This window comes from Paracoccus sulfuroxidans, from assembly GCF_007830335.1.
Lineage (GTDB): Bacteria > Pseudomonadota > Alphaproteobacteria > Rhodobacterales > Rhodobacteraceae > Paracoccus > Paracoccus sulfuroxidans.
Map to the genome: position 1 here is coordinate 127627 of NZ_VLKU01000006.1, position 22513 is coordinate 150139.

General features: G+C 66.2%; 20 protein-coding genes. 12 read left to right on the forward strand and 8 right to left on the reverse strand.

The features are described 5' to 3' along the window. Positions 1–21 precede the first annotated feature (21 nt). The 6 genes from IQ24_RS10905 (at position 22) to IQ24_RS10930 (ending at position 5463) form a co-directional block, all read left to right on the forward strand. Positions 22–963 carry a diacylglycerol/lipid kinase family protein gene (locus tag IQ24_RS10905; protein WP_145397992.1) on the forward strand — a complete coding sequence of 314 codons (942 nt, stop codon included), beginning with the start codon at positions 22–24 and terminating at the stop codon, positions 961–963. Beyond that, the gene (locus tag IQ24_RS10910) at positions 963–1751 is read left to right on the forward strand and encodes a metallophosphoesterase family protein (protein ID WP_242008081.1); all 789 of its coding nucleotides are present in this window, start codon (positions 963–965) and stop codon (positions 1749–1751) included. The genes IQ24_RS10905 and IQ24_RS10910 overlap by 1 nt, the downstream gene beginning before the upstream one ends. Before the next feature lie 143 nt (positions 1752–1894). Next, positions 1895–2788: a siderophore ABC transporter substrate-binding protein gene (locus IQ24_RS10915; RefSeq protein WP_145397994.1), complete on the forward strand. Its 894-nt coding sequence runs from the start codon at positions 1895–1897 to the stop codon at positions 2786–2788. After that, on the forward strand, positions 2788–3747 hold the full coding sequence (locus IQ24_RS10920; protein WP_145397995.1) for an ABC transporter permease: 960 nt from the start codon (positions 2788–2790) through the stop codon (positions 3745–3747). The genes IQ24_RS10915 and IQ24_RS10920 overlap by 1 nt, the downstream gene beginning before the upstream one ends. A 70-nt stretch (positions 3748–3817) precedes the next feature. Further along, positions 3818–4708, forward strand: a complete 891-nt coding sequence (locus tag IQ24_RS10925; protein ID WP_145398131.1) for an iron chelate uptake ABC transporter family permease subunit — start codon at positions 3818–3820, stop codon at positions 4706–4708. Beyond that, on the forward strand, positions 4705–5463 hold the full coding sequence (locus tag IQ24_RS10930) for an iron ABC transporter ATP-binding protein (protein ID WP_145397996.1): 759 nt from the start codon (positions 4705–4707) through the stop codon (positions 5461–5463). Before IQ24_RS10925 ends, IQ24_RS10930 begins: the two co-directional genes overlap by 4 nt. Before the next feature lie 34 nt (positions 5464–5497). Here IQ24_RS10930 and IQ24_RS10935 read toward each other — a convergent pair whose 3' ends face one another. Continuing rightward, complete coding sequence (locus tag IQ24_RS10935) at positions 5498–6295, reverse strand: VOC family protein (protein WP_145397997.1); 798 nt, start codon at positions 6293–6295, stop codon at positions 5498–5500. A gap of 239 nt (positions 6296–6534) precedes the next feature. On the opposite strand from IQ24_RS10935, the gene IQ24_RS10940 reads away from it, so the two are divergent. Beyond that, positions 6535–7629, forward strand: a complete 1095-nt coding sequence (locus IQ24_RS10940) for a THUMP domain-containing class I SAM-dependent RNA methyltransferase (protein ID WP_145398132.1) — start codon at positions 6535–6537, stop codon at positions 7627–7629. Here IQ24_RS10940 and IQ24_RS10945 read toward each other — a convergent pair. Both IQ24_RS10945 and ribA read right to left on the reverse strand, forming a co-directional pair. Then, entirely contained in the window at positions 7626–8177 is a 552-nt protein-coding gene (locus IQ24_RS10945; protein ID WP_242008083.1) for a L,D-transpeptidase family protein, read from the reverse strand. The two genes, IQ24_RS10940 and IQ24_RS10945, sit on opposite strands and share 4 nt — an antisense overlap. Beyond that, positions 8174–9235 (reverse strand): GTP cyclohydrolase II, encoded by a 1062-nt coding sequence (gene ribA / locus IQ24_RS10950; RefSeq protein ID WP_145397998.1) that lies wholly within the window; start codon positions 9233–9235, stop codon positions 8174–8176. Before ribA ends, IQ24_RS10945 begins: the two co-directional genes overlap by 4 nt. A 133-nt stretch (positions 9236–9368) precedes the next feature. Between ribA and IQ24_RS10955 the strand changes: the two genes are divergently transcribed. The 5 genes from IQ24_RS10955 to IQ24_RS10975 all read left to right on the forward strand — a co-directional run bounded on the left by IQ24_RS10955 (position 9369) and on the right by IQ24_RS10975 (position 12836). Next, positions 9369–10055 (forward strand): response regulator transcription factor, encoded by a 687-nt coding sequence (locus IQ24_RS10955; protein ID WP_145397999.1) that lies wholly within the window; start codon positions 9369–9371, stop codon positions 10053–10055. 148 nt (positions 10056–10203) lie between these two features. After that, a complete protein-coding gene (locus IQ24_RS10960) occupies positions 10204–10989 on the forward strand; it encodes an exodeoxyribonuclease III (RefSeq protein ID WP_145398000.1) in 786 nt (261 codons plus the stop codon). Between the two features lie 96 nt (positions 10990–11085). Further along, on the forward strand, positions 11086–11991 hold the full coding sequence (gene trxA / locus IQ24_RS10965) for a thioredoxin (protein WP_145398001.1): 906 nt from the start codon (positions 11086–11088) through the stop codon (positions 11989–11991). A 3-nt stretch (positions 11992–11994) separates the two neighbouring features. Further along, entirely contained in the window at positions 11995–12633 is a 639-nt protein-coding gene (locus IQ24_RS10970) for an LON peptidase substrate-binding domain-containing protein (protein WP_145398002.1), read from the forward strand. After that, a complete protein-coding gene (locus IQ24_RS10975; RefSeq protein WP_145398003.1) occupies positions 12630–12836 on the forward strand; it encodes a Trm112 family protein in 207 nt (68 codons plus the stop codon). The genes IQ24_RS10970 and IQ24_RS10975 overlap by 4 nt, the downstream gene beginning before the upstream one ends. 20 nt (positions 12837–12856) lie before the next feature. On the opposite strand, the gene argC is transcribed toward IQ24_RS10975, so the two are convergent. From argC to IQ24_RS11000, 5 genes are all read right to left on the reverse strand, one after another. Continuing rightward, positions 12857–13765 carry an N-acetyl-gamma-glutamyl-phosphate reductase gene (gene argC, locus IQ24_RS10980; RefSeq protein WP_145398004.1) on the reverse strand — a complete coding sequence of 303 codons (909 nt, stop codon included), beginning with the start codon at positions 13763–13765 and terminating at the stop codon, positions 12857–12859. A gap of 50 nt (positions 13766–13815) precedes the next feature. Further along, positions 13816–14145, reverse strand: a complete 330-nt coding sequence (locus IQ24_RS10985; protein ID WP_145398005.1) for a DUF779 domain-containing protein — start codon at positions 14143–14145, stop codon at positions 13816–13818. A gap of 73 nt (positions 14146–14218) precedes the next feature. Next, on the reverse strand, positions 14219–15745 hold the full coding sequence (gene adh, locus IQ24_RS10990) for an aldehyde dehydrogenase (RefSeq protein WP_145398006.1): 1527 nt from the start codon (positions 15743–15745) through the stop codon (positions 14219–14221). A gap of 105 nt (positions 15746–15850) precedes the next feature. Continuing rightward, positions 15851–16825 (reverse strand): helix-turn-helix domain-containing protein, encoded by a 975-nt coding sequence (locus IQ24_RS10995; protein WP_242008085.1) that lies wholly within the window; start codon positions 16823–16825, stop codon positions 15851–15853. A 114-nt stretch (positions 16826–16939) separates the two neighbouring features. Then, positions 16940–22489, reverse strand: coding sequence for an alpha-2-macroglobulin family protein (locus tag IQ24_RS11000; RefSeq protein WP_242008087.1), 5550 nt, complete (start codon positions 22487–22489; stop codon positions 16940–16942). Positions 22490–22513 lie beyond the last annotated feature (24 nt).

The window sequence follows — 22513 nt, forward strand, 5'->3', positions numbered from 1 at the left end:
AGCGCTATTTAGAGGCAGGGCATGGACGAAGAGGGCGAGCGGTTCGATCTGGCCGCCGCGCGGGTCTGCGTGATCATCAACGCGGGCTCGGGCAAGAAGGCGGCGGCAGAGATCGGGCAGAAGCTGCGCGACCGGCTTGGCCCTCTGACCTCACAGCTGGAACTGCGGCTGACCCACAAGGGATCGAACCTTGCCGACATGGCCCGGCAGGCGGTCGAGGATGGTTTCGACGTCATCGGTGCCGCTGGGGGCGATGGCACGCAGGCCGCCGTGGCAGGCGCGCTGGCGGGTACGGACGCGGTCATGGCGGTCATCCCGGGCGGGACGTTCAACTATTTCTCGCGCGATCTTGGCATCGGGCAGCACGTCGATGAGGCGCTGGAGCGGCTGACGCGGGTCCAGAAGCGCCATGTGCATGTCGGTCAGGTCAATGACACGGTGTTTCTGAACAACATCAGCCTTGGCGCTTACCCCGAGATCCTCAAGCATCGCGAAAACGTCTATGACCGCTGGGGCCGCAGCCGGATGGCGGCCTATTGGTCGGCGGTGGCGGCGTTGTGGAACCTGCGCCAGCCCCTGTCGCTGTCGGTGCGGGCCAATGGCGAGGCGCGGCATTTCACCACGGCCTTGGCCTTTGTCGCGAAAAGCGCCTATCAGGTCGAGGCTTTCGGTCTGGAGGGCGCGGACGCCATCCGGGACGGGCATCTGGTCTTGATGGTGGCGCGTGCCCACAAACCCTGGCCGCTGATCCGCGCGGCGGTGCGGTTGGCGTTGGGGCGCAGCGCGAAATATGCGGATTTCGATATGATCATTGCCGATGACATGGTGCTGGACAGCAGCCGCAAGCGCCAGCTTGTCGCCCATGACGGGGAAAAAACCCTGATGACCGCGCCGTTTCACGCCCGCGTTCTGGATCGCGGGCTGGCGGTGCTGGTGCCCGCCGATCAGGAAGGGGCGGCCTGATGCGGATTGCCCATCTGTCCGACCTGCATTTCGGCCTGCATCGCGCCGATCTGGTCGAGCCGCTGCTGGCGCAGGTGAACGGCGCGCGCCCAGATGTGATCGTCCTGACCGGCGACCTGACCCATCGCAGCCGCCTTGAGCAATGGCGCGAGGCGACCGAGTTTCTGGCCCGGCTGGAGGCGCCGGTGCTCTGCGTGCCGGGCAATCATGACATTCCCGCGTGGAATCCGCTGGCTCGCGTGGTGATCCCCTTTGCGGCCTATCGTCGCAATGTCGGTGCGCCGACGGATGTCGAGATGCAGTTTGGCCGCGTCAGCCTGCAGGGCGTCAACACCGCCGACCCGCTGGCCTGGGACCGGGGCCGGATCAGCAAGGCCAGGGCCGACGAGGTCATCGCCCGGCTGCGCCCGGCCGCGCTGAACATCGTGGCGCTGCACCACCCGATGCAGCAGCGCCCCGAGGTGCGGCGAGAGCTGATGCGCGGCGCGCCCGAGGCCCTGCGTTCATTCGAACGGGGCGGCGTCGATATTGTCCTTTCGGGCCATCTTCACCGCTGGGCGGCTGCCGAATTGCTGGGGCAGGGGCGTCGGACGCTGCAGATCCATGCGGGCACGGCGCTTTGCAGCCGTCCGGGTGACAAGCAGAATGAATTTGCCGTTCTGGACATGCATGCGGGCGGGCTGACCGCCACCCGCCACATCGCCCCCATGGACCAGCAGGGCTTTCAGCCGCCAGTCACGCAGAACTTCCTGCGTCAGGGCGGATTGTGGCGGGCGGAAGCCGCCTGAAGGCATTTCCGGCCAAACGCCGCCCGGGTTCAATCCTGACTGTTTCTCTGAGAATTGACTGGACCTCATGGTCCAGAGTGGCTAGTCCCGTCCCGCAGCGTGAAGCCAACCCCAGCCACACGCGATTGTTGAAAGGATCTGCCATGCGCCAATTCGCGCTGTCTTGTGTTCTTGCGGCTTCGCTGGCCCTTCCCGCTTTCGCCGAAGAGGTGACGATTGCCACCGCTCAGGGTGATGTGACGCTGCCGGCCCAGCCGCAGAAAGTCGCGGTCTTCGATATCGCGGCCATCGACAGCCTGAACGCGCTGGGCGTCGCGGTCGCAGGTGCGCCCGACAACACCTACATGCCCTACCTGCAGGACGCGACCAAGGACGCCGCCAAGATCGGCACCCTGTTCGAGCCGAACCTTGAGACTCTGGCCGGTCTTGGCCCCGATCTGATCATCATCGGCGGCCGCTCGGCGGCGCAGAAGGCGGCGGTCGAGCAGGTCGGCACGACCATCGACATGACCATCAGCCCCGATCTGCTGACCGATGCGAAAGCCCGCATCGACGCCTATGGCAAGCTGTTCGCCAAGACCGATGAGGCCACCGCTCTGAACGCCACGCTGGACGAAAAGATCGCCGCACTGCAGGAAGCCTCGAAGGGCAAGGGCAAGGCGCTGGTCATCCTGACCAACGGTCCGAAGATGTCGGCCTATGGCAAGGGCTCGCGCTTTGGCTGGATCTATGACGCAACGGGCCTGCCCGAAGCGGTCGAGAACCTGAAGGTCGGCAGCCATGGCGACGCCATCAGCCACGAATTCATCGCCGAGGCCAATCCCGACTGGCTGTTCGTCATCGACCGGGGTGCCGCCGTCGGCGCCGAGGGGCAGTCGGCTGAAGCCACGCTGACCAACCCGCTGATCGAAGGCACCAACGCCTGGAAAAACGGCCGCGTCGCCTATCTGCCGCCTGCGAACATGTACATCTCGGGCGCGGGCTACAACTCGCTGGTCGAGACGCTGGATCAACTGACCGCAGCCGTTTCGAAGTAATGCGACTGATCGGCGCCGGACTGCTTCTGCTGTTGCCGCTGATGGCGGTCAGCCTGGGCGTCGGCGCCGCACGCATTGATCTGGGCGCGGTGCTGACCGACCCCTGGGCCACGCTGGTGATGACGGAATCGCGCCTGCCGCGCACGCTGGCGGTGGTTCTGACCGGCGCGGCGCTGGCGGTGGCGGGCGTCGTTCTGCAGGCGCTGGTGCGCAACCGCTTCGTCGGCCCCGAGACCACCGGCACCGCCGAAAGCGCTGCCCTTGGCCTGCTGGCCATCACCATTCTTGCGCCGACCGCCCCCATCTGGATCAAGATGGGCGCGGCGGCGATTTCCGCCATGGCGGGCACCGCCATCTTCATCTGGATCATCCGCCGCCTTCCCCCGCGCGAGGTGATGCTGGTCCCGGTCGCGGGGATCGTGCTTTCGGGCGTGATCTCGGCCGTCGTGACCTTCGTCGGCTGGCAGACCGATATGCTGCAATATGTGGGCACCTGGCTGATGACGGGCGAGTTTTCGGGCGTGATCGCAGGCCGGTACGAGCTTTTGTGGATCGCCGCTGCCGCTGCCGTGCTGGCCTGGTTCGCCGCCGACCGTTTCGCCATTCTGGGCCTTGGCGACAGCGTCGCCACCGGGCTGGGCCTGTCACCCAAGGCGGTTCTGCGCATGGGGCTGGCGGTGGTCTCGGTCGTTACGGCCATGACCATCACCACGGTCGGGATGATCCCCTTCGTCGGGCTGGTCGTGCCGAATATCGTCGCGCGGCTGATGGGCGACGATCTGCGCGCCTCGCTGCCGGTGGTGGCGATCTGGGGCGCGGCGCTGCTGATGGCCTGTGACCTGATCGGGCGGCTGGTCATCTTCCCCTATGAGATCCCTGTCGGCACCGTGCTTGGCGTGCTGGGGGCGGGGATTTTCCTGTGGCTTCTTTATCGCAGGCCCGCCCGTGCAACTGCCTGAGATCTCGCGCCAGAACCTGATCCTGCTGACCGGCCTGACGCTGCTGCTGGCGGCATTTTCGGCGCTGTGGATGCTGCAGGGACTGCCGCCCGAGGGCAACCGCAGCTTCATCCTGAAGCTGCGCTGGACGAAGCTCGCGGGGCTGATCGTCGTCGGCGCGGCCACCGGGATCGCCACGGTGCTGTTTCAGACGGTGGCCGGAAACCGGGTGCTAACCCCCTCGATCATGGGGTTCGATTCGCTTTACGTGCTGCTGCAGACCTCGCTGGTGATGATGCTGGGCATTGCAGGCGTGGCCGCGCTGCCGGTGGGCGAGAAGTTCTTGCTGGAGGTCGGCGTCATGACGCTGCTGGCCTGCATCCTCTTCGGCACGCTCTTGGGGCGGGGCGCGCGGGACATTCCGCGCACGATCCTGACCGGCGTCATTCTGGGCATCCTCTTCCGCTCGCTGAACAGCTTTCTGGGCCGGGTGATCGACCCGATCGAATTCGCCGTCGTTCAGCAAAACAGCATGGCGAGCTTCAGCCGCATCGACGCGAACCTCTTGCCCTATGGGCTGGGGCTGGCGCTGCTGGCGATGGTGGGGGCGATGCTGCTGGCCTCTCGCCTTGACGTGCTGGGGCTGGGGCGCGAGGTCGCGGTCTCGCTGGGTCTGCGGCACGAACGGGTGGTGATCCTGACGCTGGCGCTGGTCGCCGTTCTGGTCGCCATCCCGACGGCGCTGGTCGGGCCTATCACCTTCTTCGGCCTGCTGGTCGCGGGCATGACCCACGGGCTGGCGCAGACTGCGCGTCACGCGATCCTGCTACCCGCCGCCGGGTTGATCGCGGCCACCATGCTGGTTGCGGGGCAGTTGCTGTTCGAACGCGTGATGGGGCAGGCCGCCTTCCTGTCGGTCATCATCGAATTCGCCGGCGGTTTGTTCTTCATGTACCTTCTGTTGAAAGGTCGGATCCGATGATCGAGATTTCGGGCGTCAATTACAGCATCGGCGGGGCGCAGATCCTGCGCGATATCTCGGCCAGCCTGCCGAAGGGCAAGCTGACCGCGCTGATCGGGCCGAACGGGGCAGGGAAATCGACGCTGCTGCGCCTGATCGGTCGGCTGGAGCCGCTGCAATCGGGCCGCATCAGCCTTGACGGTATGGACATCCGCCAGACCCCGACCGAGGCGCTGGCGCTGAAGATGGCCATTCTGGGGCAGCAGACCCATATCGTCAGCCGCCTGCGCCTGCGCGAGCTGGTGCGCTTTGGCCGCTGGCCGCATCATCGCGGGCGGCCCTGCGCCTGTGATCACACCGCCGTCGAAGAGGCGCTGGATGCGTTCGAGCTGCAGCCGCTGGCCACGCGCTTTCTGGATGAGGTCTCGGGCGGGCAGGCGCAGCGCGCGCATCTGGCGATGACCTTCGCGCAATGCACCGATTGGCTGCTGCTGGATGAGCCGCTGAACAACCTCGACATGGCGCATTCGCGCGCGCTGATGGCGCGGCTGGCCGAGATGGTCGCGGGCACCGGCAAAAGCGTGGTGACCGTGGTGCATGAGGTGAACTATGCCGCCGCCTGGGCCGATCATATCGTGGCGTTGAAAGACGGGGCCATCATGGCGCAAGGCGCGCCGGATGAGGTGCTGACCGAAGCCTGCCTCTCGGCGCTTTATGACACGCCGGTCACCATCGCCAATCACAACGGCCGCCCGCTGGTCCTGCATCACGCCTGATGCGAAAAGGGCCCCTTAGCAGGGGCCCATCCGTTTACGCAGCGGGTTTCGCGATCACCCGGAAGCGGTTGCCCCAGGGGTCTTCGACCTCGGTTCCGGCGAAATTCGCGGCGGTGTGATCGGCGGCCAGCACGACCTCGGCCAGCCCGGCGGCATCTGGGCTGCGGCGACCCGCGCCCCGGCTGTTCCAGATATTGCCCGCCAGATGGTGGTGATAGCCACCGGTCGAAAAGAAGCTGGCACTGGGAATATGGGCGACGCGCTGCATGCCGAGCTTCTCTGACATGAAGCCCTCGACCGTCGGGATATCGCCCACTTGCAGGTGGACGTGGCCCACGACCGTGCCCGAAGGCGCGCCGCTCCAGGGCTGGTCTGCCAGCCGCAGCAGCGCCTGAATGTCCAAGGGCAGCGTGTCCATCACGATCTGATCGCCGTTCTTCGTCCACATGGCGCGGGGGCGGTCGACATAGATCTCGATCCCGTTGCCTTCGGGGTCACGCAGATACAGCGCCTCGCTGACCAGATGGTCCGAAGCCCCGTCCAGCCGCAGCCCGGTTTCCGCCGCAAAGCGCAGCCAGCGGCCAAGTGCTGCGCGGTCGGGCAGCAGGAAGGCGGTGTGGAACAGCCCCGCCTCTTGCGGGCGCGGGCGGGCCTTGGCGTCGCGGCGCAGCTCGACCAGCGGCAGGCCGTCCTTGCCCAGCACCATTGCCTCGCCATCCGAGGACAGCTGGTCAAGGCCAATCACCGATTGATAGAAATCGCCGGTCTTTTGCAGGTCATTCACGGTCAGGGCGACATTCTGGACCGAGAGGGGGGCGTCACTGGTGGCCATTTTCCAAATCCTTCTGATCGGGACAGGATGTCCCTTTCTTGTGACCAAGATAGGGGGTTGCGTTTCTCCATGAAATGGCGGCTGTCACGGAACACTGTCCACGATACGGCGACAATTTGGCGATTGCCAAGGAAGGCGCGACCGCGCATGATGCGCGCCCATCAGCCAGCCGGATTGTCATGACCTCCAGACCCAATGCCCCGCGCGCCGCGTCCCCTTCGGATGCCGAACCTGCGCGCATGGAAATCTTTCTTGTGGCGACGCCGGGGCTGGAGGAACCGCTTGCCGAGGAAGCGCGCTCCTTAGGCTTTGACGCGCAGGTCGTGCCGGGCGGGGTGCAGTTCCACGGCGGCTGGCCCGAGGTCTGGCGCGCCAACCTGCAGATCCGCGGTGCGACCCGGGTGCTGGTGCGCATCGGTGCCTTCCGGGCGATGCATCTGGCGCAGCTCGACAAGCGCGCGCGGCGTTTCCCATGGGCCGATTTCCTGCGCCCCGACGTGCCCCTGAAGGTCGAGACGGTCAGCCGCAAATCGAAAATCTATCACGCCGGGGCCGCCACCCAGCGGGTCGAGGCGGCCTTGAAGGACAGTCTTGGCGTCACCATCGCCCCGGACGCGGAAATGGTCCTGAAGGTCCGGATCGAGGATGATCTTTGCACCTTCAGCATCGACAGCTCGGGCGACTCGCTGCATCGGCGCGGGTATAAAGAGGCCGTCGGCAAGGCCCCCATGCGCGAAACCATGGCCGCGATGTTCCTGCGCCAATGCGGCTATGATGGCCGGATGCCGGTGCTGGACCCGATGTGCGGCTCGGGCACGTTCGTGCTGGAAGCGGCCGAGATTGCGGCGGGCCTGAACCCCGGCCGCGCCCGGCATTTCGCCTTCGAACAGCTGGCAAGTTTTGATCCCGCCGCCTGGCAGCAGATGCGCAGCACCCCCGCCCCCGCCGTCTCACCCGAGATCCGCCATTTCGGCAGCGACCGCGACCAGGGCGCGATCCGCATGAGCCTTGCCAATGCCGAGCGCGCGGGCCTCTCCGACTGGACACGGTTCGACTGTCGCCCGATCAGCGACCTTGAGCGCCCCGAGGGGCCGCCGGGCCTCATCATGATCAACCCGCCTTACGGGGCGCGCATCGGCAACAAGGGGCCGCTTTTCGGACTGCATGCCGCCATGGGCGAGGTGCTGCGCGAACGCTTCGGCGGCTGGCGCGTCGGTCTGGTCACCAGCGAGGTGCCGCTGGCTCGCGCGACTGGCCTGCCGTTCGAGGACCCCGGCCCCTATGTCGCGCATGGCGGGCTGAAAGTGCGGCTGTACCGGTCTCGCCCGCTTTAATCCTTGCGGCCGTCGCCGGGCGCGCCAACCCGGCGCGGGGCGTGACGCGGCAGGTCGGGCACGATCAGCCGTGCGCCGGGTGCGACCCGCCCGGCCAGCCAGATCAGATCCGCCCGCGAAAACGCGATGCAGCCCGCTGTCGGAAAGCCGGGTCGCCGCCATTGGTGCAGAAAGATCGCCGATCCCTTTCCGGGCATGGCTTTCGGCCAGTTCCAGTCGGTGATCAGCACGATGTCATACAGCGGATCGGGACGGCGCATGTCCTCGTGACTGGCGGCGAAGGGCGCGCGGACAGCAAGGTTATAGTCCGCATGACCCGAAGCATCGCACCACAGATCCCCCGGCAGGATCGGCCGCGCCCAAAGGGCGGGCTTTAGCACCCGGTCCGGACGATAGAGCAGCCCGACGATCCGATGCTCGCCCAAGGGCGTCGCGCCATCGCCTTCGCGCTTCTGGTCCGAAATCCCGCCCCGCCCGACCGAGCAGGGCAGCACCCGCCCGCCGAACCGCAACCCCATCGGCGTCAGCACCAGATCGGCGATGCTCACAGCAGATGCCCGGATTTCTGTGCCTTCACGTCCAGATAGTCGGTGTTGAAGCGGTTGCGCGGGGTGATCAGGGGCACGCGCTCGGCCACCTCGATGCCCTGACCCTCCAGCATCGAGACCTTGCGCGGGTTGTTGGTCATCAGCCGCACCGCCTTGAAGCCCATCTTCTTCAGGATGCCCGCGCCAATGCGAAAATCGCGCTCATCATCGTTGAAACCCAGACGGTGGTTCGCCTCGACAGTGTCAAAGCCCTGATTTTGCAGGGCATAGGCGCGCATCTTGTTGGCCAGCCCGATGCCGCGCCCCTCCTGGTTCAGGTACAGCAGCACGCCCGCGCCATTCGCGCCCATCGCCGCCAGCGCGGCATGAAGCTGGGGGCCACAGTCGCATTTCAGGCTGCCCAGCACATCGCCGGTGAAGCAGGCCGAATGCAGCCGCGCCAGCACCGGCTGGTCGCGTGGCGGGCTGCCGATCTCGACGGCGTAATGCTCGGCCTCGCCGTCATCGGGCCGGAAGATATGCAGCTTCGAGTTCTCGGCCGCCAGCAGTGGCAAACGCGCGGCGGCCACAGGGGCCAGCGCCGCCTCGGTCGCCATCTGCGCCAGCGCCGGGCCTGGCGCGATACGCGTCAGCCCCTCCGGCACGGCAGAGATCGGCACCACCAGCAGCGCAGGCAGGAGCTGCGCCGATTTCGTCAGCGCAATGGCGGCACGATAGGGCGTCACATCGCCACCCCTCTGGCTGACCAGCGGCCCCTTCATCGGCGTCATCAGATCGCCCGCCGGGTCAGCCACGGCGCGCAGCCAGGCCAGATCCGCCCCCGCAGGCACCTCGATCCGCGCCAGATCGCCGTCATAGACCCGCGCCTTCAGCGTCTCGGCCCGCCATGAGGTGATGGCCAGAACCACCGGCCCAAGCGCCCGCATCGCGGCCAGCCGGTCGGGCCGCAGCGTCTCGACCGCGGCCACCAGAACGTCGCCCACGACGACCGGCAACCCCATCCGCAGGTCCGAGCGCGCGCGCGAAAGAGTTTCACTCAGGGTCGGGAACAGGGTCATGGCTGCCGCGTTGTTGAAACAAATTGAAACATAGGACGGATTTCCGACAACTCCATGTGAGAATCGCAGCTTGTCGCTGGACCCTTTCTACGTGCGGCCTCAGGTTTCCGTCATCAAGGCTTAGGAGGCAAGAATGGCCGGACTGAAAAAGATCCTGCTGGTGGATGATGAAGAGGACCTGCGCGAGGCTCTGGCCGAGCAATTGGTCGCGACCGAGGATTTTGATGTATTCGAGGCCGGTACCGGTGTCGAGGCAGTGGAGAAATCCAAGAACGCAATCTTCGATCTGGTGGTCCTCGACGTTGGCCTGCCCGATACCGACGGGCGCGAGCTTTGCAAGCGCCTGCGCAAACAGGGCGTGAAATGCCCGATCGTCATGCTGACCGGCCATGACACCGATGCCGATACGATCCTCGGCCTCGACAGCGGCGCCAATGACTATATCACCAAGCCGTTCAAATTCCCGGTCCTGCTGGCCCGCCTGCGCGCCCAGCTGCGCACGCATGAACAGTCCGAGGACGCGATCTTCCAGCTTGGCCCCTATACGTTCAAACCGTCGATGAAGATGCTGATCGACGCGAAAGAGCGCAAGATCCGCCTGACCGAGAAGGAAACCAACATCCTGAAGTTCCTCTATCGGGCGCAGGATGGGGTGGTGCCGCGCGACGTGCTGCTGCACGAGGTCTGGGGCTATAACGCGGGCGTGACCACCCATACGCTGGAAACTCATATCTACCGCCTGCGCCAGAAGATTGAGCCTGATCCCTCGAACGCCCGGCTTCTGGTCACCGAAAGCGGCGGCTACCGTCTGGTCGCCTGATCGCGGCTTCTTTCATGCCGCAAATATCCTCTGGGGGTCCGGGGGGCGAAGCGCCCCCGGTCCTGCCCGAACCACAGGTCGACCCCGCACAAACTGGACAAGCCACCCCCACGGCCCTAAGGGTCCGCCCCAGGACTTCGGAGGCCCCATGTTTACCCTTGCCACCTGGAACATCAATTCGGTCCGCCTGCGCGAGCCGCTGGTCGCCCGCTTCCTGACCGAGGAAGCGCCCGATATCCTGTGCCTGCAGGAGACCAAAAGCCCGGTCGAGAAAATCCCGCTCGAGATCTTCCGCAGCCTTGGCTACACCCATCTCGTCGCGCGCGGCCAGAAGGGCTATAACGGCGTCGCGATCCTGTCGAAACTGCCCATCGAGGACGCGGGCGACCGCGACTATGCCAGCCTCGGCCACGCCCGCCACGTCGCGGCGCGGCTGGAAAACGGCATCACCATCCACAACGTCTATGTCCCGGCGGGTGGCGATATCCCCGACCGCGAACAGAACGTCAAATTCGGCCAGAAGCTGGATTTCCTGACCGAGATGCGCGACGCCTTCCATGCCGACAATCCGAAGAAATCCATCCTCGTCGGCGATCTCAACATCGCGCCGCGCGAGGACGACGTCTGGAACCACAAGGCGCTGCTGAAGATCGTCAGCCACACCCCCATCGAGGTCGAGCATCTGGCCGCTGCGCAGGACGCGGGCAAATGGGTCGATGTGACGCGCAACGACATCCGCGAAGGACGGCTCTACAGCTGGTGGAGCTACCGCGCCAAGGATTGGGACGCGGCGGACAAGGGCCGCAGGCTCGATCACATCTGGGCCACGCCCGATATCGTGAACGCCGGGCATGACAGCCGCATCCTGCGCCCGGTGCGCGGTTGGGAACAGCCCAGCGACCACGTGCCGGTGCTGGCCAGCTTCGATCTTTAGGCCTGGGCCTTTCGCATCGACCAACCGACCCATCCTGCCTTGCAAGAGGCGGGGTGCTGCGCCATCTAATGGATAACCCTCGCTAAAGGATACGCCATGTTCGACCCGAATGCCGTCGCTCCCAGTCCTGCCGATTTCATCAAGGACGTGACCGAAGCCAACTTCATGGAAGAGGTCGTGCAGAAGTCGATGGAGGTTCCGGTCATCGTCGATTTCTGGGCGCCCTGGTGCGGACCCTGCAAGACGCTGGGCCCCCAGCTTGAAGCCGAGGTGACCAAGGCCAAGGGCCGCGTCGTCATGGCCAAGGTCAATGTCGACGAAAACCAGATGATCGCCTCGCAACTGCGCGTGCAATCGGTCCCGACGGTCTTCGCCTTCTTCCAGGGCCAGCCGGTCGATGCCTTCCAGGGCGCGCTGCCGCCCAGCCAGCTCAAGCAATTCGTCGACAAGCTCGTGGCGCTTGGCGGCGATGACGGCGGGCTTGGCGCGGCGCTGGAAGCCGCCGAGGCGATGCTCGAGGAAGGCGCGGCGGAAGACGCGGCCGAAACCTTCGCCGCAATTCTGGGCGAGGAGCCCGAAAACGCCGCCGCTTGGGGTGGGTTGATCCGCGCGCGCGTCGCCGCAGGCGATACGGCAGCGGCGGAAGAGGCGCTGACGCAGGTCCCCGCCGCCATTGCCAGCTCGGCCCCGGTCGAAGCCGCCAGCGCCCAGCTGCGTCTGGCCGCGCAGGCGGCCTCCGCCGGTCCGCTTGATGAATTGCGCGCCCGGATCGAGGCCAATCCCGACGACCAGCAGGCACGCTTCGACTACGCGACCGCGCTTCATGCCGGGGGCCAGATCGAAGAGGCCGTGGACCAGCTTCTGGAATCCTTCCGCCGCGACCGCGAATGGAATGACGGTGCCGCCAAGGCGCAGCTTTTCACCATTTTCGACGCGATGAAGCCCACCGATCCCATCGCGCAGAAAGGTCGTCGGCGTCTTTCGTCGATGATCTTCGTCTGACCGATGGTCCGCGCCTTTGACCTGACCGAGACGCTGGCGCTGTTTCCGCTGCAGAACGCGATCCTGATGCCGCGGGGGCGCCTGCCCCTGCAGATCTATGAGCCGCGCTACCTGCAGATGGTCGAAGACGTGCTGAAGACGCCGCAGCGGCTGATCGGGATGATCCAACCGGCCGAGGGCGGGCTGGAACATCTCTCGGCCGTCGGCTGCGCGGGCCGCATCGTCAGCTTCATGGAGACCGAGGACGGTCGCCTGATGGTAACGCTGCGCGCCGTTTCGCGCTTCCGCCTGCTCGAGGTGCTGCCGGGCTTCACCCCCTATCTGCGCGCGCGCATCGACTGGAAGGGTTACCGCAACGACCGCCTGTCGACCGCAGAAGAGGATCTGAAATTCGACCGCACGCGCTTCCTCGAACGGCTCGAGCGCTATCTGGATGAACGCGGCCTTGTCACCGATTGGGACGTCGCGGCCCAGACCGGGGACGAAATGCTGATCAACTCGCTCTCCATGATGCTGCCCCTGCAGGTCGAGGAAAAGCAGGCCCTGCTGGAATGCCGCACGCTGGCGGAACGGCGCGAATTGCTGGACGGGTTGCTGGAATATGCCCTCAGGGGCGGAGACAATGAGGAGGTTCTGCAATGAACCAGGCCACGGAAAACCCTACCGAACGCAGTTTCGAACGCCGCATGGTCGAGGCGCTGGTCTGCCCCGTCACCCATACGACGCTGCGCTATGATGCCGAGCGTCAGGAACTGATCTCGACCGCCGCGGGGCTGGCCTTCCCGATCCGCGACGGCATCCCGATCATGCTGATCGGCGAGGCGCGCCAGATCAAGGCCGACTAAACCGCAGGGGCAGGGGGGCCTTACAGCCCCGCCGCCTCATCGCGTCCCAGCATCAGGTTCAGGTTCTGCACGGCCGCGCCGGATGCACCCTTGCCCAGATTGTCCAGCACCGCGACCAGAACCGCACAGCCGTTCTCGTCGCTGCCATGCACCGACAGCTCCAGATGGTTGGTGCCGTTCAGCTTGGTGGGCACGACGCGGGCTTCCGGGTCGATCACGCGGACGAAATGCTGGCCCGCAAAATGCGCCTCCAGCGCCGCCCGCAGGCTCGCCAGCGACCGCCGCCCGTCCAGATGCAGCGGCACCTGAACGGCCATGCCCTGGGCGAAATTCCCGACCGAAGGCGCAAAGACGGGCCGCGCCGACAGCGCAGAATATCCCATGATTTCCGGCAGATGCTTGTGGCTCTGGCCCAGGGCGTAAACGAAGGTCGCCGGACCCTCGCCGCGCTCATATTCGTTGACCAGCTCCTTGCCGCCGCCGGTATAGCCCGAAACGGCGTTGATCGACAAAGCCTCATCCGCGGCGATCAGCCCGGCCCGCACCAAGGGTGAGATCAGCGCAATCGCCCCCGTCGGATAGCAGCCTGGGTTCGACACCAGCTTGGCCCCGGCAATCCGCTCGCGCTGACCGGAGGCCAGCTCGGCAAAGCCGTAAACCCAGTCGGGATCGACCCGATGCGCGGTCGAGGCATCGATGAACCGCACATCCAGCCCCTCGGCCAGCGCGACCGCTTCGCGGGCGGCGGCATCGGGCAGGCACAGGATGGCGACATCAGCGGCCGCAAAGGCCTCGCGGCGGGCATCGGCATCCTTGCGGCGCGCGGGATCGATCTGGATCAGCTCGATGTCGCTTTGCGATTTCAGACGGTCGCGGATCTGCAGACCCGTCGTACCAGCCTCGCCGTCGATGAATACCTGATGTGCCATGATGGGCCTCGCTTGTTGCGCGGCCTCAATACAAGGTTACCGCGCGCATTTCAAATGCTGCAGATCTCCGAACGCGTCAGGAATCGTCGCTCGCGGCCATTGTCCAGACTGAACATGCCGCCGCGCCCCTCGACCACGTCGATGATCAGGTCGGTGTGCTTCCAGGCCTCATGCTGCGCGGCCGAGATATAGAAGGGCATCCCGCCAATCTCCCCCAGCTGCACATCGCGCTCGCCAATGCGAAAATCGCCCTGCGCATAGCACATGGGCGAGGAACCATCACAGCAACCGCCGGATTGGTGGAACAGGACGGGGCCATGATCGGCGACGATCTCGGCCAGAAGCTGCAGCGCAGCCGGAGTGGCGCTTACGGTGCCCATGACATCTTCTCTGTTGAAAAAAATACCCCCCTGCCGGAGGCAGCGGCCCCCAGAAAGGGGGCCGCCAGTTCGATCAGAAGAAGCCCAGCTTCTTGGGCGAATAGCTGACCAGCATGTTCTTGGTCTGCTGATAATGGTCCAGCATCATCTTGTGGTTTTCGCGACCAATGCCCGACTGCTTGTAGCCGCCGAAGGCCGCATGTGCCGGATAGGCGTGGTAGCAGTTGGTCCAGACGCGACCGGCCTTGATGCCGCGACCCATGCGGTAGCAGGTGTTGGCGTCACGCGACCACACACCGGCACCCAGACCGTAGAGCGTGTCGTTCGCGATCGAGAGCGCCTCTTCCTGCGTCTTGAAGGTCGTGACCGAAACCACGGGCCCGAAGATTTCTTCCTGGAAGATGCGCATCTTGTTGTTGCCGAAGAAGATGGTCGGCTCGATGTAGTAACCGCCCGACAGCTCGCCGCCCAGATCGGCCGCCTTGCCACCGGTCAGCACTTCCGCGCCTTCCTTGCGACCGATGTCCATGTAGGACAGGATCTTCTCTTTCTGCTCGCTCGAGGCCTGCGCACCGATCATGGTGGCGGCATCGCGCGGGTCGCCCTGCTTGATCGCCTCGACGCGCTTCACGGCGCGCTCGATGAAGCGCTCATAGATCGATTCCTGCACCAGAACGCGCGACGGGCAGGTGCAGACCTCGCCCTGGTTCAGCGCGAACATCGCGAAACCTTCCAGCGCCTTGTCGAAGAAATCGTCGTCTTCACGGGCGATGTCCTCGAAGAAGATGTTCGGCGATTTGCCGCCCAGCTCCAGCGTGACCGGGATCAGGTTTTCCGAGGCGTATTGCATGATCAGGCGGCCGGTGGTGGTTTCACCGGTGAACGCGATCTTCGAGATGCGCGGGCTCGAGGCCAGCGGCTTGCCTGCTTCCAGACCGAAACCGTTGACGACGTTCAGCACGCCCGGGGGCAGCAGATCGCCGATGACGCTGACCCAGACCATGATCGAGGCCGGGGTCTGCTCGGCGGGCTTGATCACCACGCAGTTGCCAGCGGCCAGCGCGGGCGCAAGCTTCCAGCAGGCCATCAGCAGCGGGAAGTTCCATGGGATGATCTGACCGACCACGCCCAGCGGTTCCTGGAAGTGATAGGCGACGGTGTCATTGTCGATCTGGCTGATGCCGCCTTCCTGCGCACGCAGGACACCGGCGAAGTAACGGAAGTGGTCGATCGCCAGCGGCACGTCGGCGGCCATCGTCTCGCGGATCGGCTTGCCGTTGTCCCAGGTCTCGGCTGCGGCCAGCAGCTCAAGGTTCTGTTCCATCCGGTCGGCGATCTTCAGCAGGATGTTCGAGCGCTCGGTGGCCGAGCTGGCACCCCATTTGTCCTTGGCGGCATGGGCGGCGTCCAGCGCGGCTTCGACGTCATCGGCGTTCGAGCGGGCGATTTCGCCGACTTCGGCGCCGGTGATGGGGGTGGTGTTGACGAAATACTTGCCCGATTTCGGGGCCATCCAGTCGCCATTGATGAAGTTGTCATAGCGCTTGGCAAAGGGAACGGCGTTGACGCCTTTGAAGGCGTGCGATTGGTCGTTCGGCATGAGATCCTCCTGTCAGTCCGGCTCCTCCAGCCGGCTCTCAATCAAGGTGTGTCCCCCGTGCCCTTTCCGTCAACGCAGAGTTCGTGCCGCGCTGCGGAATGTGTTTCAGGGCTGAGACAGTCGACCGGAATTTTCCCCGATCCCCAGTCTGGCCATGCGTCGATACATCGTGGCCCGGCCAATCCCCAGGGCCCGCGCGGCCTGCGAGACATTGCCCTCAGCCCGTGCAAGGGCGCGAATCACCGTCGCCCGTTCGGCCCGTTCAAAGCCCGTCGCCTCATCCTCGCGGCCCAGAAGATCGGCAGCGGGGCGGGGGCGCAGGCTGCCCTCTTTCTCAAGTCCGAAGGCGCGCCGCGCCGCGCGCGTGGCACCGATCATCAGATCGTCCTTGTCGACCGCCAGCAGCAGGGCGGCATCCGGCGTGGCCTCGTGCTGGGCGACGATGATGCGGGCTTTCGGGAATGAGGCGCGGAAGAACGCGGCCTCGATCATCCGGGCGGTCTGCGCCACCTGCGCCCCGATCAGCCCGTTCCAGCGCTCGGTCTGGTCGGCGCGGGCGGAACTGACGTCCAGCGCCGCGATGATGCGGCCATCCGGCCCCCAGATCGGCGCGTCCATGCAGGACATGGCGGTGTTGCGGGCAAAGAAATGATCGTCGCGGTGGATGGTGACCTGCCGACCCTCGGCCAGACAGGTGCCGATGCCATTGGTGCCCTCCAGCGCCTCTGACCAGTTGACGCCCTTCCACAGGCCCCATTCGTTGAAGGTCGAGGCATCCGCATCGTTCACGCGCTGATCCAGCACGATGCCTTCGGCATCGGTCAGCAGCACATTGCAGCCGGTCGGGCAGACCAGCTGGAACAGCTGGTCCAGCTGCGGTCCGGCGACCGACATGAATTCCCCCATCTGGTCCAGCTTCTGGGCCAGTTCGGTTTCGCTGAGCCGCTGGCGTTGCGTGGCGCTGGCCGGGTCCAGACCATGCTTGACCATCGAGCGGCGCCAGCTTGCGGCCAGCCGTGTCACGGCACCCGGCGATTGCGACGCCTGGGCCACGCGATCTTCGTGGCGAGTAGCGGACAAAACTGCCTCCTCCTCTCCTGCGCGGGCCAGCCTAGCACGGAATCCGGTCAGGAAGGCAAGGAAAGCTTCAGCGCCGGTGCCCATGGGGCAACCGGCGCTGGATCTGGCGTCCTGTCAGGGCGCGACGGTGGCCGTCGCGCTGGCGTTCCACGAGCGGTATTCGGGCCGATACATGTCCTCGACACTGGCCGAGGGCAGGCGGAACTGCCCCGGCGTCACCGCGCGGGCGATGAAGGCCAGGCTGAACGGCTGGTCCGAGGTCCAGGTCAGCGAGGCCGCGAACCGGTCCGAACGGAACTCGGCCATATCGGTCGAGGGCTGGTCCTTCAGCCAGTCGAGCGCGGCCACATCACCGCCCTGCAGCAGGTTCGGGTTGTCGATTTCCCAGCCCGCCGCCAGCGGGACCGCGACCAGAAGTCGTCCACCCGAGGACTCTTTCCAGGGCTCGACACGCACCTCGACCACGAAGCGGGTGCCCAGCGACAGTTGCTTCGGATCGATCGCCTGACCCTCCATGTCATAGGCGCGGGTGGTGATGTTGTAGCCCTTGCCGCCTTCCGCACGCGGGCCGATGGATTTGCCGGTGGCGGTCAGCGTGATCTCGACCGGCTTGTCTGTCGGGTTCGAAAGCTGCGCGCTGGCAGCATCCGGCAGGCTCGCGACCGGCTGGCCAAGGGGCACGCCATTCAGCGCGATGCCCGGCGCATCCTGCGACAGCGCATTCGCGGCCAGAATGGTCCAGATCGATTCCTGCGTCGACAGACCCCAGCGGTTCGTCGAGCGGAGGTCAAGCTGGGCACCGATGCTGGAGGCCAGCTCCAACCCGTCCAGCGCCTGCGAATGCGATTCCGTCGTCAGCGCCAGCACAGCCGCCGCGTCACGCAGATTGGTGCCGTAGTCGCTGCGATAGTACTGCTTTTCCGGCTCGATCAGCTTCAGCTTCTCGCGCGCCTCGCGGAACATGCGGTCGGCACGTTCCTGATCGCCTGCTGCCGCCAGCGCCGCGCCCAGGTTGGCCGCCGCCATCGGCGTCTTGAAGGCCGAGGCGGCCGTGTCGACGTAATAGCGCAGATCGCCGATGTTCGCCGCCCGCTCACGCGCCAGAACCGCTGCCGCATAGGCAAGGGCGGCGTTGTCATATTCATAGGCGGCGCTTGGGTCGGTGGCATAGTTCACGCGGTTGCGCAGGTTGTCGATGGCCATGCGGAAGGCCTGATCCGGCACCTTGAAGCCGACGCTGCGCGCCCGCGACAGGAAGTCGGTGACATAGGCTTCCAGCCACAGATCGCCCGAGTCGGCGGACCAGAGGCCAAAGCCACCGTTCGCCGCCTGACGGGTCAGGATCTGGGCGATGACATCCTGCAGCCGCTTGTCCAGATCGCCGTCGTTCGAGGTGGTGTCATTCGGCACCCCCTCGATGGCCGACAGGCGCGGCAGATACAAAAGCGGCATCGCGCGCGAGGTCAGCTGCTCGGTGCAGCCATAGGGATAGCGCTCAAGCCGCGCCAGCGCGCCCGCGACATCCAGCCGGCCATAGGGGCCAACCGCCATGGTCACCAGCGAGCCGGGCAGCAGCCCGTCGGTCAGCGTGGCCGGAACGGTCATGCTTTGCTGCGGGCCGATGGTGATGCGGTCCTGATTTTGGGTGTCAGGCTCATTCAGCGCGACGGGGATCGCGATGTCCTTGGTCAGCTGCTCGCCCCCCGGAGTGGTCAGGGTCAGGCGCAGCTGCGCCAGCCCCTCGCCACCCGAGGCGGTCACCGGCATCGAAAGCCGGGCCTCGGCATTCTCGGCCAGCGTCACCTTGTCCTGCGGCAGGGTCAGTTGCAGCTGGCTGTCGCCGCCGGTCTGGGCGACCGAAAGGCCCACCTCACCGGCGGGGCCGGTGGCATGGGTCAGCCGCAACCCGACCTGCGCGGTATCACCGGGGGCAAGGAAGGCAGGCGCGGTCACCGTCATCACCACGGGGTCACGCACCAGTACCGAGGCATCGGCCTGCCCGACCGCCTTCTGCGACCAGACCACGGCCATCACCCGGACCTCGCCATTGAAGTCGGGCACGGGCACCTCGACGCTGACGGTGCCATCCGCGCCCACGACCAGCGGCCCCGAGAACCAGCTCATCAGCTTTTCGGTGGGCGGAGGGGCATCGGGGCTGCTGGCCGCCGAAGCGTCGCCGCCCTGACGCAGCGCGCCGTCCGGCGCACCGGTGGACAGGATCAGCCGCCCATAGAGGTCCCGCAGCGCCACGCCCAGCCGACGCTGGCCGAAATAGTGCTTCGAGGGATCGGGCGGGGTAAAGCGGGTCAGGTTCAGAATACCCTGGTCGACCGCCGCGATGGTGGCGTTGATCTGTTCGCCGGGGGCTGCGCCCTCGACCTTCAGCGTCACCGGAATCATGCCGCGCGGGCGCGTCTCGGCGGGCGCGGTCAGGCTGGCCGTCAGCTTGCGGTCACCCGGATCGACGGCGGCATGGGCAAGCCCGATGCCGCGCACCGGGGTGCGGTCGCTGGCGGTCACGCCTTCGATGGGGCGGATGGCGCTGACGGTCACATAGACCCCCGCGCCCCATTCATCCGTCACCGGCAGGCTGATCGTATTGTCGCCGGTCTTCAGCGCGACGGTCTGCAGCGTCACCACGCGGTTCGACAGGACCGAGACCAGACCCAGCCCGTCAAACAGCGACTCGACGCGAACTTCGGCGGTTTCGCCCGTGCGATAGGCGGGTTTGTCCAGCGCCACCTGCAGCCGGTCGGGCGTATCCGTGCCGCCCGAGGCCGAAGCGCCCCAACCGGCATAGAACTGCACCGACGACTGGCTGTCGCCCGAGGTCGATTTCACCACCAGCTCATATTCGCCCCAGTCGACGCGGCTGTCGATCTCGATGCCGTTCTGGCCCGATTGCACCTCACCCGCGTCGATGCGGCTGCGGCTGACGATGCGTTCCCAATCCCAGCTGCCATCGACCGAATACCATTGGTAATCGACATCGAGACGATTGAGCTGCCAGACCAGCTTGTCATCGACCGGACGCATGTCGGGGCCGACGGCGATCAGGTTGAAGCGCGCGTCGCTGCCTTCGCTGACGGTCAGGTCCTCGAAGAGGGGACGGATGCCGACGACGGGGGCGTCGGGCATGACGATCCGCGTCTCGGTACGCTCGACCGGGCGGCCTGCGCCCTCGCGCACGTTCAGGATGATGTCGGCGCTGGCCGGGCGAGCGCCCAGTTGCGTGGCATCGGGTAGGGTGATGTCGGTTTCGAAATTGCCCTGATCGTCGGTGAAGCCTCCCGGCAGCATGTCGGTGACCGGCTGGGTTTCGTCGTCCTGAAGCCCGAACAGATAGCCCGGAAGCCCCGAAAGCTCGCGCGAGGGCGAGATGCGGTAGCTGCCCTCGACCGGCAGGTTCGCCGCCGGGGCGCCGAACAGCCAGCGCGCGGCCAGCGAGACATGCAGCTCGGCCCCCGCCCGCTGCGGCCCTTCGGGCAGCGCGGGGGTGAAGTCGATGCGCTCGGGCAGGAAATCTTCGACCAGAATGCGGGCGGTCGCCAGCGCCGGGGCATCGGTCTGGGCATAAAGCTCGATCCGCCACGAGCCGCGCGGCGCGTTGCCGGGGATCGTCCAGTTCAGCAGGCTGCCGCCATTGGCGACCTTCTGGGGGGCCATGGTGGTCAGCTCGACCCCGTCGGGGCGGATGATCTTGGCGGTCAGGGGCAGGTTGTCCAGCGCGCGCGCCTCGGCGTCGCGGGTCAGGATCGTGGCGTTGACCGTTTCGCCCACGCGGTAGGCCCCGCGGTCGGTGGTCACGAACAGGTCCATCGCGGGTGCAGGGGGCAGGCCCTCGACCCCACGGTCGGACAGATCGAACTCGGGCGAGGAGAGCGACAGGAACGCCATGTCGCGCGGCGCGCGTTCCGCGCCTTCGCCCTGCCAGTCGGCGACGCTGACGAGCGCAGGCGCCGCGCCGTCCTTGCCAAGGCTGAGGCCGGGCGCGAAATGCGCCACGCCCTGATCGTCGGTCATCGCCCGCGCCAGCACCTCGTTCGAGCGGCTGACCAGCGCCACCTCGGCCCCGGTCTTGGGGCTGGTGTCGCGCAGGCTGCGGACGACGACGGTCAGCCCGTCGGTGCCCGAATAGGTCGAGATGCCGAAGTCCGAGATCACGAACCACTGCGTCGAAAGCCCGGTTTCCTCGGCATTTGCGCCGACCAGACCGGCCTCGAGAATATAGATGCCGGGTTCCAGCGGCCCCGCCTCAGCCGGGATGGCCAGGCTGGTGGTCAGTTCAGTGTTCAGGCCGTTCTGGCCCATCGGCTTGGCGACGGTTGCCGTGCCCTTCCACAGCTCGCGCGCCATCTGGTCCGAGAAGTAATCCACCTGCCAGCGGTCCAGCGGGCTTGCGAACATGTCCTCGGACATGGCGCGGATCAGGTTGCGGTCCGAGATCTTCAGCAGGCGCAGCGCGACCTCATCGGCGTTGACCGTCTGCATCGAGATGCGCTGATCGCCCGTCGAGGGCAGGACATAGCCACGGCCGGGGAAGCGCACCTCAGGCTTGCGGTCGCGGATATAGGCCTTCAGGTCGACGTCCTTTGCCAGCACCTCGCCATCGGCCGAGGGCAGGCCCTTGCGCAGGGTGATCTGCAGGTCGGCCCCATGGCTGAGGCCTTCGATGCACAGCCGCTGGCCGCTGGCCTCGACGGTCAGGTCACCGGCAGGCAGGCGCAGGAACTGGGCATAATCGACGCTGGTCGACAGCTCGCGCGACATGGAAGCGCAGAAACGCGGCATGCGGCCATCGGCCTCGACCTGCGAATCGACGACGCGCATGCCGTTGCGGGCCTCGGATTTCTCCAGCGCGTCAGCAATGGCGCTGTCATTCGGGGCAAGCTGCGCCGCCAGCCGGATCGTGGCCAGCGAATCACTGTTGCGATCCGCCGCCTCATAGCTGGAGGACAGCAGGCTGAGCGCGCGGCCCGCCAGCGCATCCTCGCTGGAGCGCAGATAGGCGTTGATCGCCAGTGAGCGCGATTCCTCGCTGCCCGCCGAGCCATGGCTGACCCGCAGCCGGGCCAGGTTCATCCAGTCCGAGCCCAGATCGTCACGCGCGACCTGCATCGCCAGCATGGCGGCGGCGCGGTTGTAATCGCCCGAAATCTCATAGCTCGAGGCCAGCGCCTGCGGATCGTCGGGCAGATCGACCGGAGGGTTGTTGCCGCCGATGCTGCGCGCCTGATCATAGGCCGCGCTCATGTCGCTTTCGGTCAGGAAGGGGGCGGCCTTGCGCCGCGCCTCGGCCCGTTCCAGCAAATCGGGCGAGGCCGGGACCACGAGGCCCGAGAACGCGCCGGTGAAGGGAGACCGCGCCCCCGCATCGGCACCTTTGGGGAAACAGGCGCGCGAGCGGTCGTTGAAGGTCAGCGCCTCGCACTGGTCATTGTCCAGACAGGCCCGGATGCAGCTTTGCAGCGGGATATCCAGAATGGTCGCCAGATCACCGCCGGGCAGGTCGGTATTGGCAATCAGCATCACACGCTTGGGCGGGATGACCGGCTGATCTTGCGCGGTCGCGGGCGCGACCCCTGTGATCAGCGGCAGGACCGACATCCCCCCGATCGCCAACGCCTTGCGCACAGTCCCGCGCATCCAGCCAAACGCTGCCATACCAGCCCCCGTTATCTTTACTCA

Bases quoted from the DNA above. Each gene is read 5' to 3' on its own strand.
- IQ24_RS10920 (WP_145397995.1), top strand. From the start codon at position 2,788: ATGCGACTGATCGGCGCCGGACTGCTTCTGCTGTTGCCGCTGATGGCG.
- trxA (WP_145398001.1), top strand. From the start codon at position 11,086: ATGTTCGACCCGAATGCCGTCGCTCCCAGTCCTGCCGATTTCATCAAG.
- adh (WP_145398006.1), bottom strand. From the start codon at position 15,745: ATGCCGAACGACCAATCGCACGCCTTCAAAGGCGTCAACGCCGTTCCC.
- IQ24_RS10970 (WP_145398002.1), top strand. From the start codon at position 11,995: ATGGTCCGCGCCTTTGACCTGACCGAGACGCTGGCGCTGTTTCCGCTG.
- IQ24_RS10915 (WP_145397994.1), top strand. From the start codon at position 1,895: ATGCGCCAATTCGCGCTGTCTTGTGTTCTTGCGGCTTCGCTGGCCCTT.
- IQ24_RS10925 (WP_145398131.1), top strand. From the start codon at position 3,818: ATGCTGCAGGGACTGCCGCCCGAGGGCAACCGCAGCTTCATCCTGAAG.
- IQ24_RS10940 (WP_145398132.1), top strand. From the start codon at position 6,535: ATGGAAATCTTTCTTGTGGCGACGCCGGGGCTGGAGGAACCGCTTGCC.
- IQ24_RS10985 (WP_145398005.1), bottom strand. From the start codon at position 14,145: ATGGGCACCGTAAGCGCCACTCCGGCTGCGCTGCAGCTTCTGGCCGAG.
- IQ24_RS10905 (WP_145397992.1), top strand. From the start codon at position 22: ATGGACGAAGAGGGCGAGCGGTTCGATCTGGCCGCCGCGCGGGTCTGC.
- IQ24_RS10955 (WP_145397999.1), top strand. From the start codon at position 9,369: ATGGCCGGACTGAAAAAGATCCTGCTGGTGGATGATGAAGAGGACCTG.
- IQ24_RS10975 (WP_145398003.1), top strand. From the start codon at position 12,630: ATGAACCAGGCCACGGAAAACCCTACCGAACGCAGTTTCGAACGCCGC.
- IQ24_RS10930 (WP_145397996.1), top strand. From the start codon at position 4,705: ATGATCGAGATTTCGGGCGTCAATTACAGCATCGGCGGGGCGCAGATC.
- ribA (WP_145397998.1), bottom strand. From the start codon at position 9,235: ATGACCCTGTTCCCGACCCTGAGTGAAACTCTTTCGCGCGCGCGCTCG.
- IQ24_RS10935 (WP_145397997.1), bottom strand. From the start codon at position 6,295: ATGGCCACCAGTGACGCCCCCCTCTCGGTCCAGAATGTCGCCCTGACC.
- IQ24_RS11000 (WP_242008087.1), bottom strand. From the start codon at position 22,489: ATGGCAGCGTTTGGCTGGATGCGCGGGACTGTGCGCAAGGCGTTGGCG.
- argC (WP_145398004.1), bottom strand. From the start codon at position 13,765: ATGGCACATCAGGTATTCATCGACGGCGAGGCTGGTACGACGGGTCTG.
- IQ24_RS10910 (WP_242008081.1), top strand. From the start codon at position 963: ATGCGGATTGCCCATCTGTCCGACCTGCATTTCGGCCTGCATCGCGCC.
- IQ24_RS10960 (WP_145398000.1), top strand. From the start codon at position 10,204: ATGTTTACCCTTGCCACCTGGAACATCAATTCGGTCCGCCTGCGCGAG.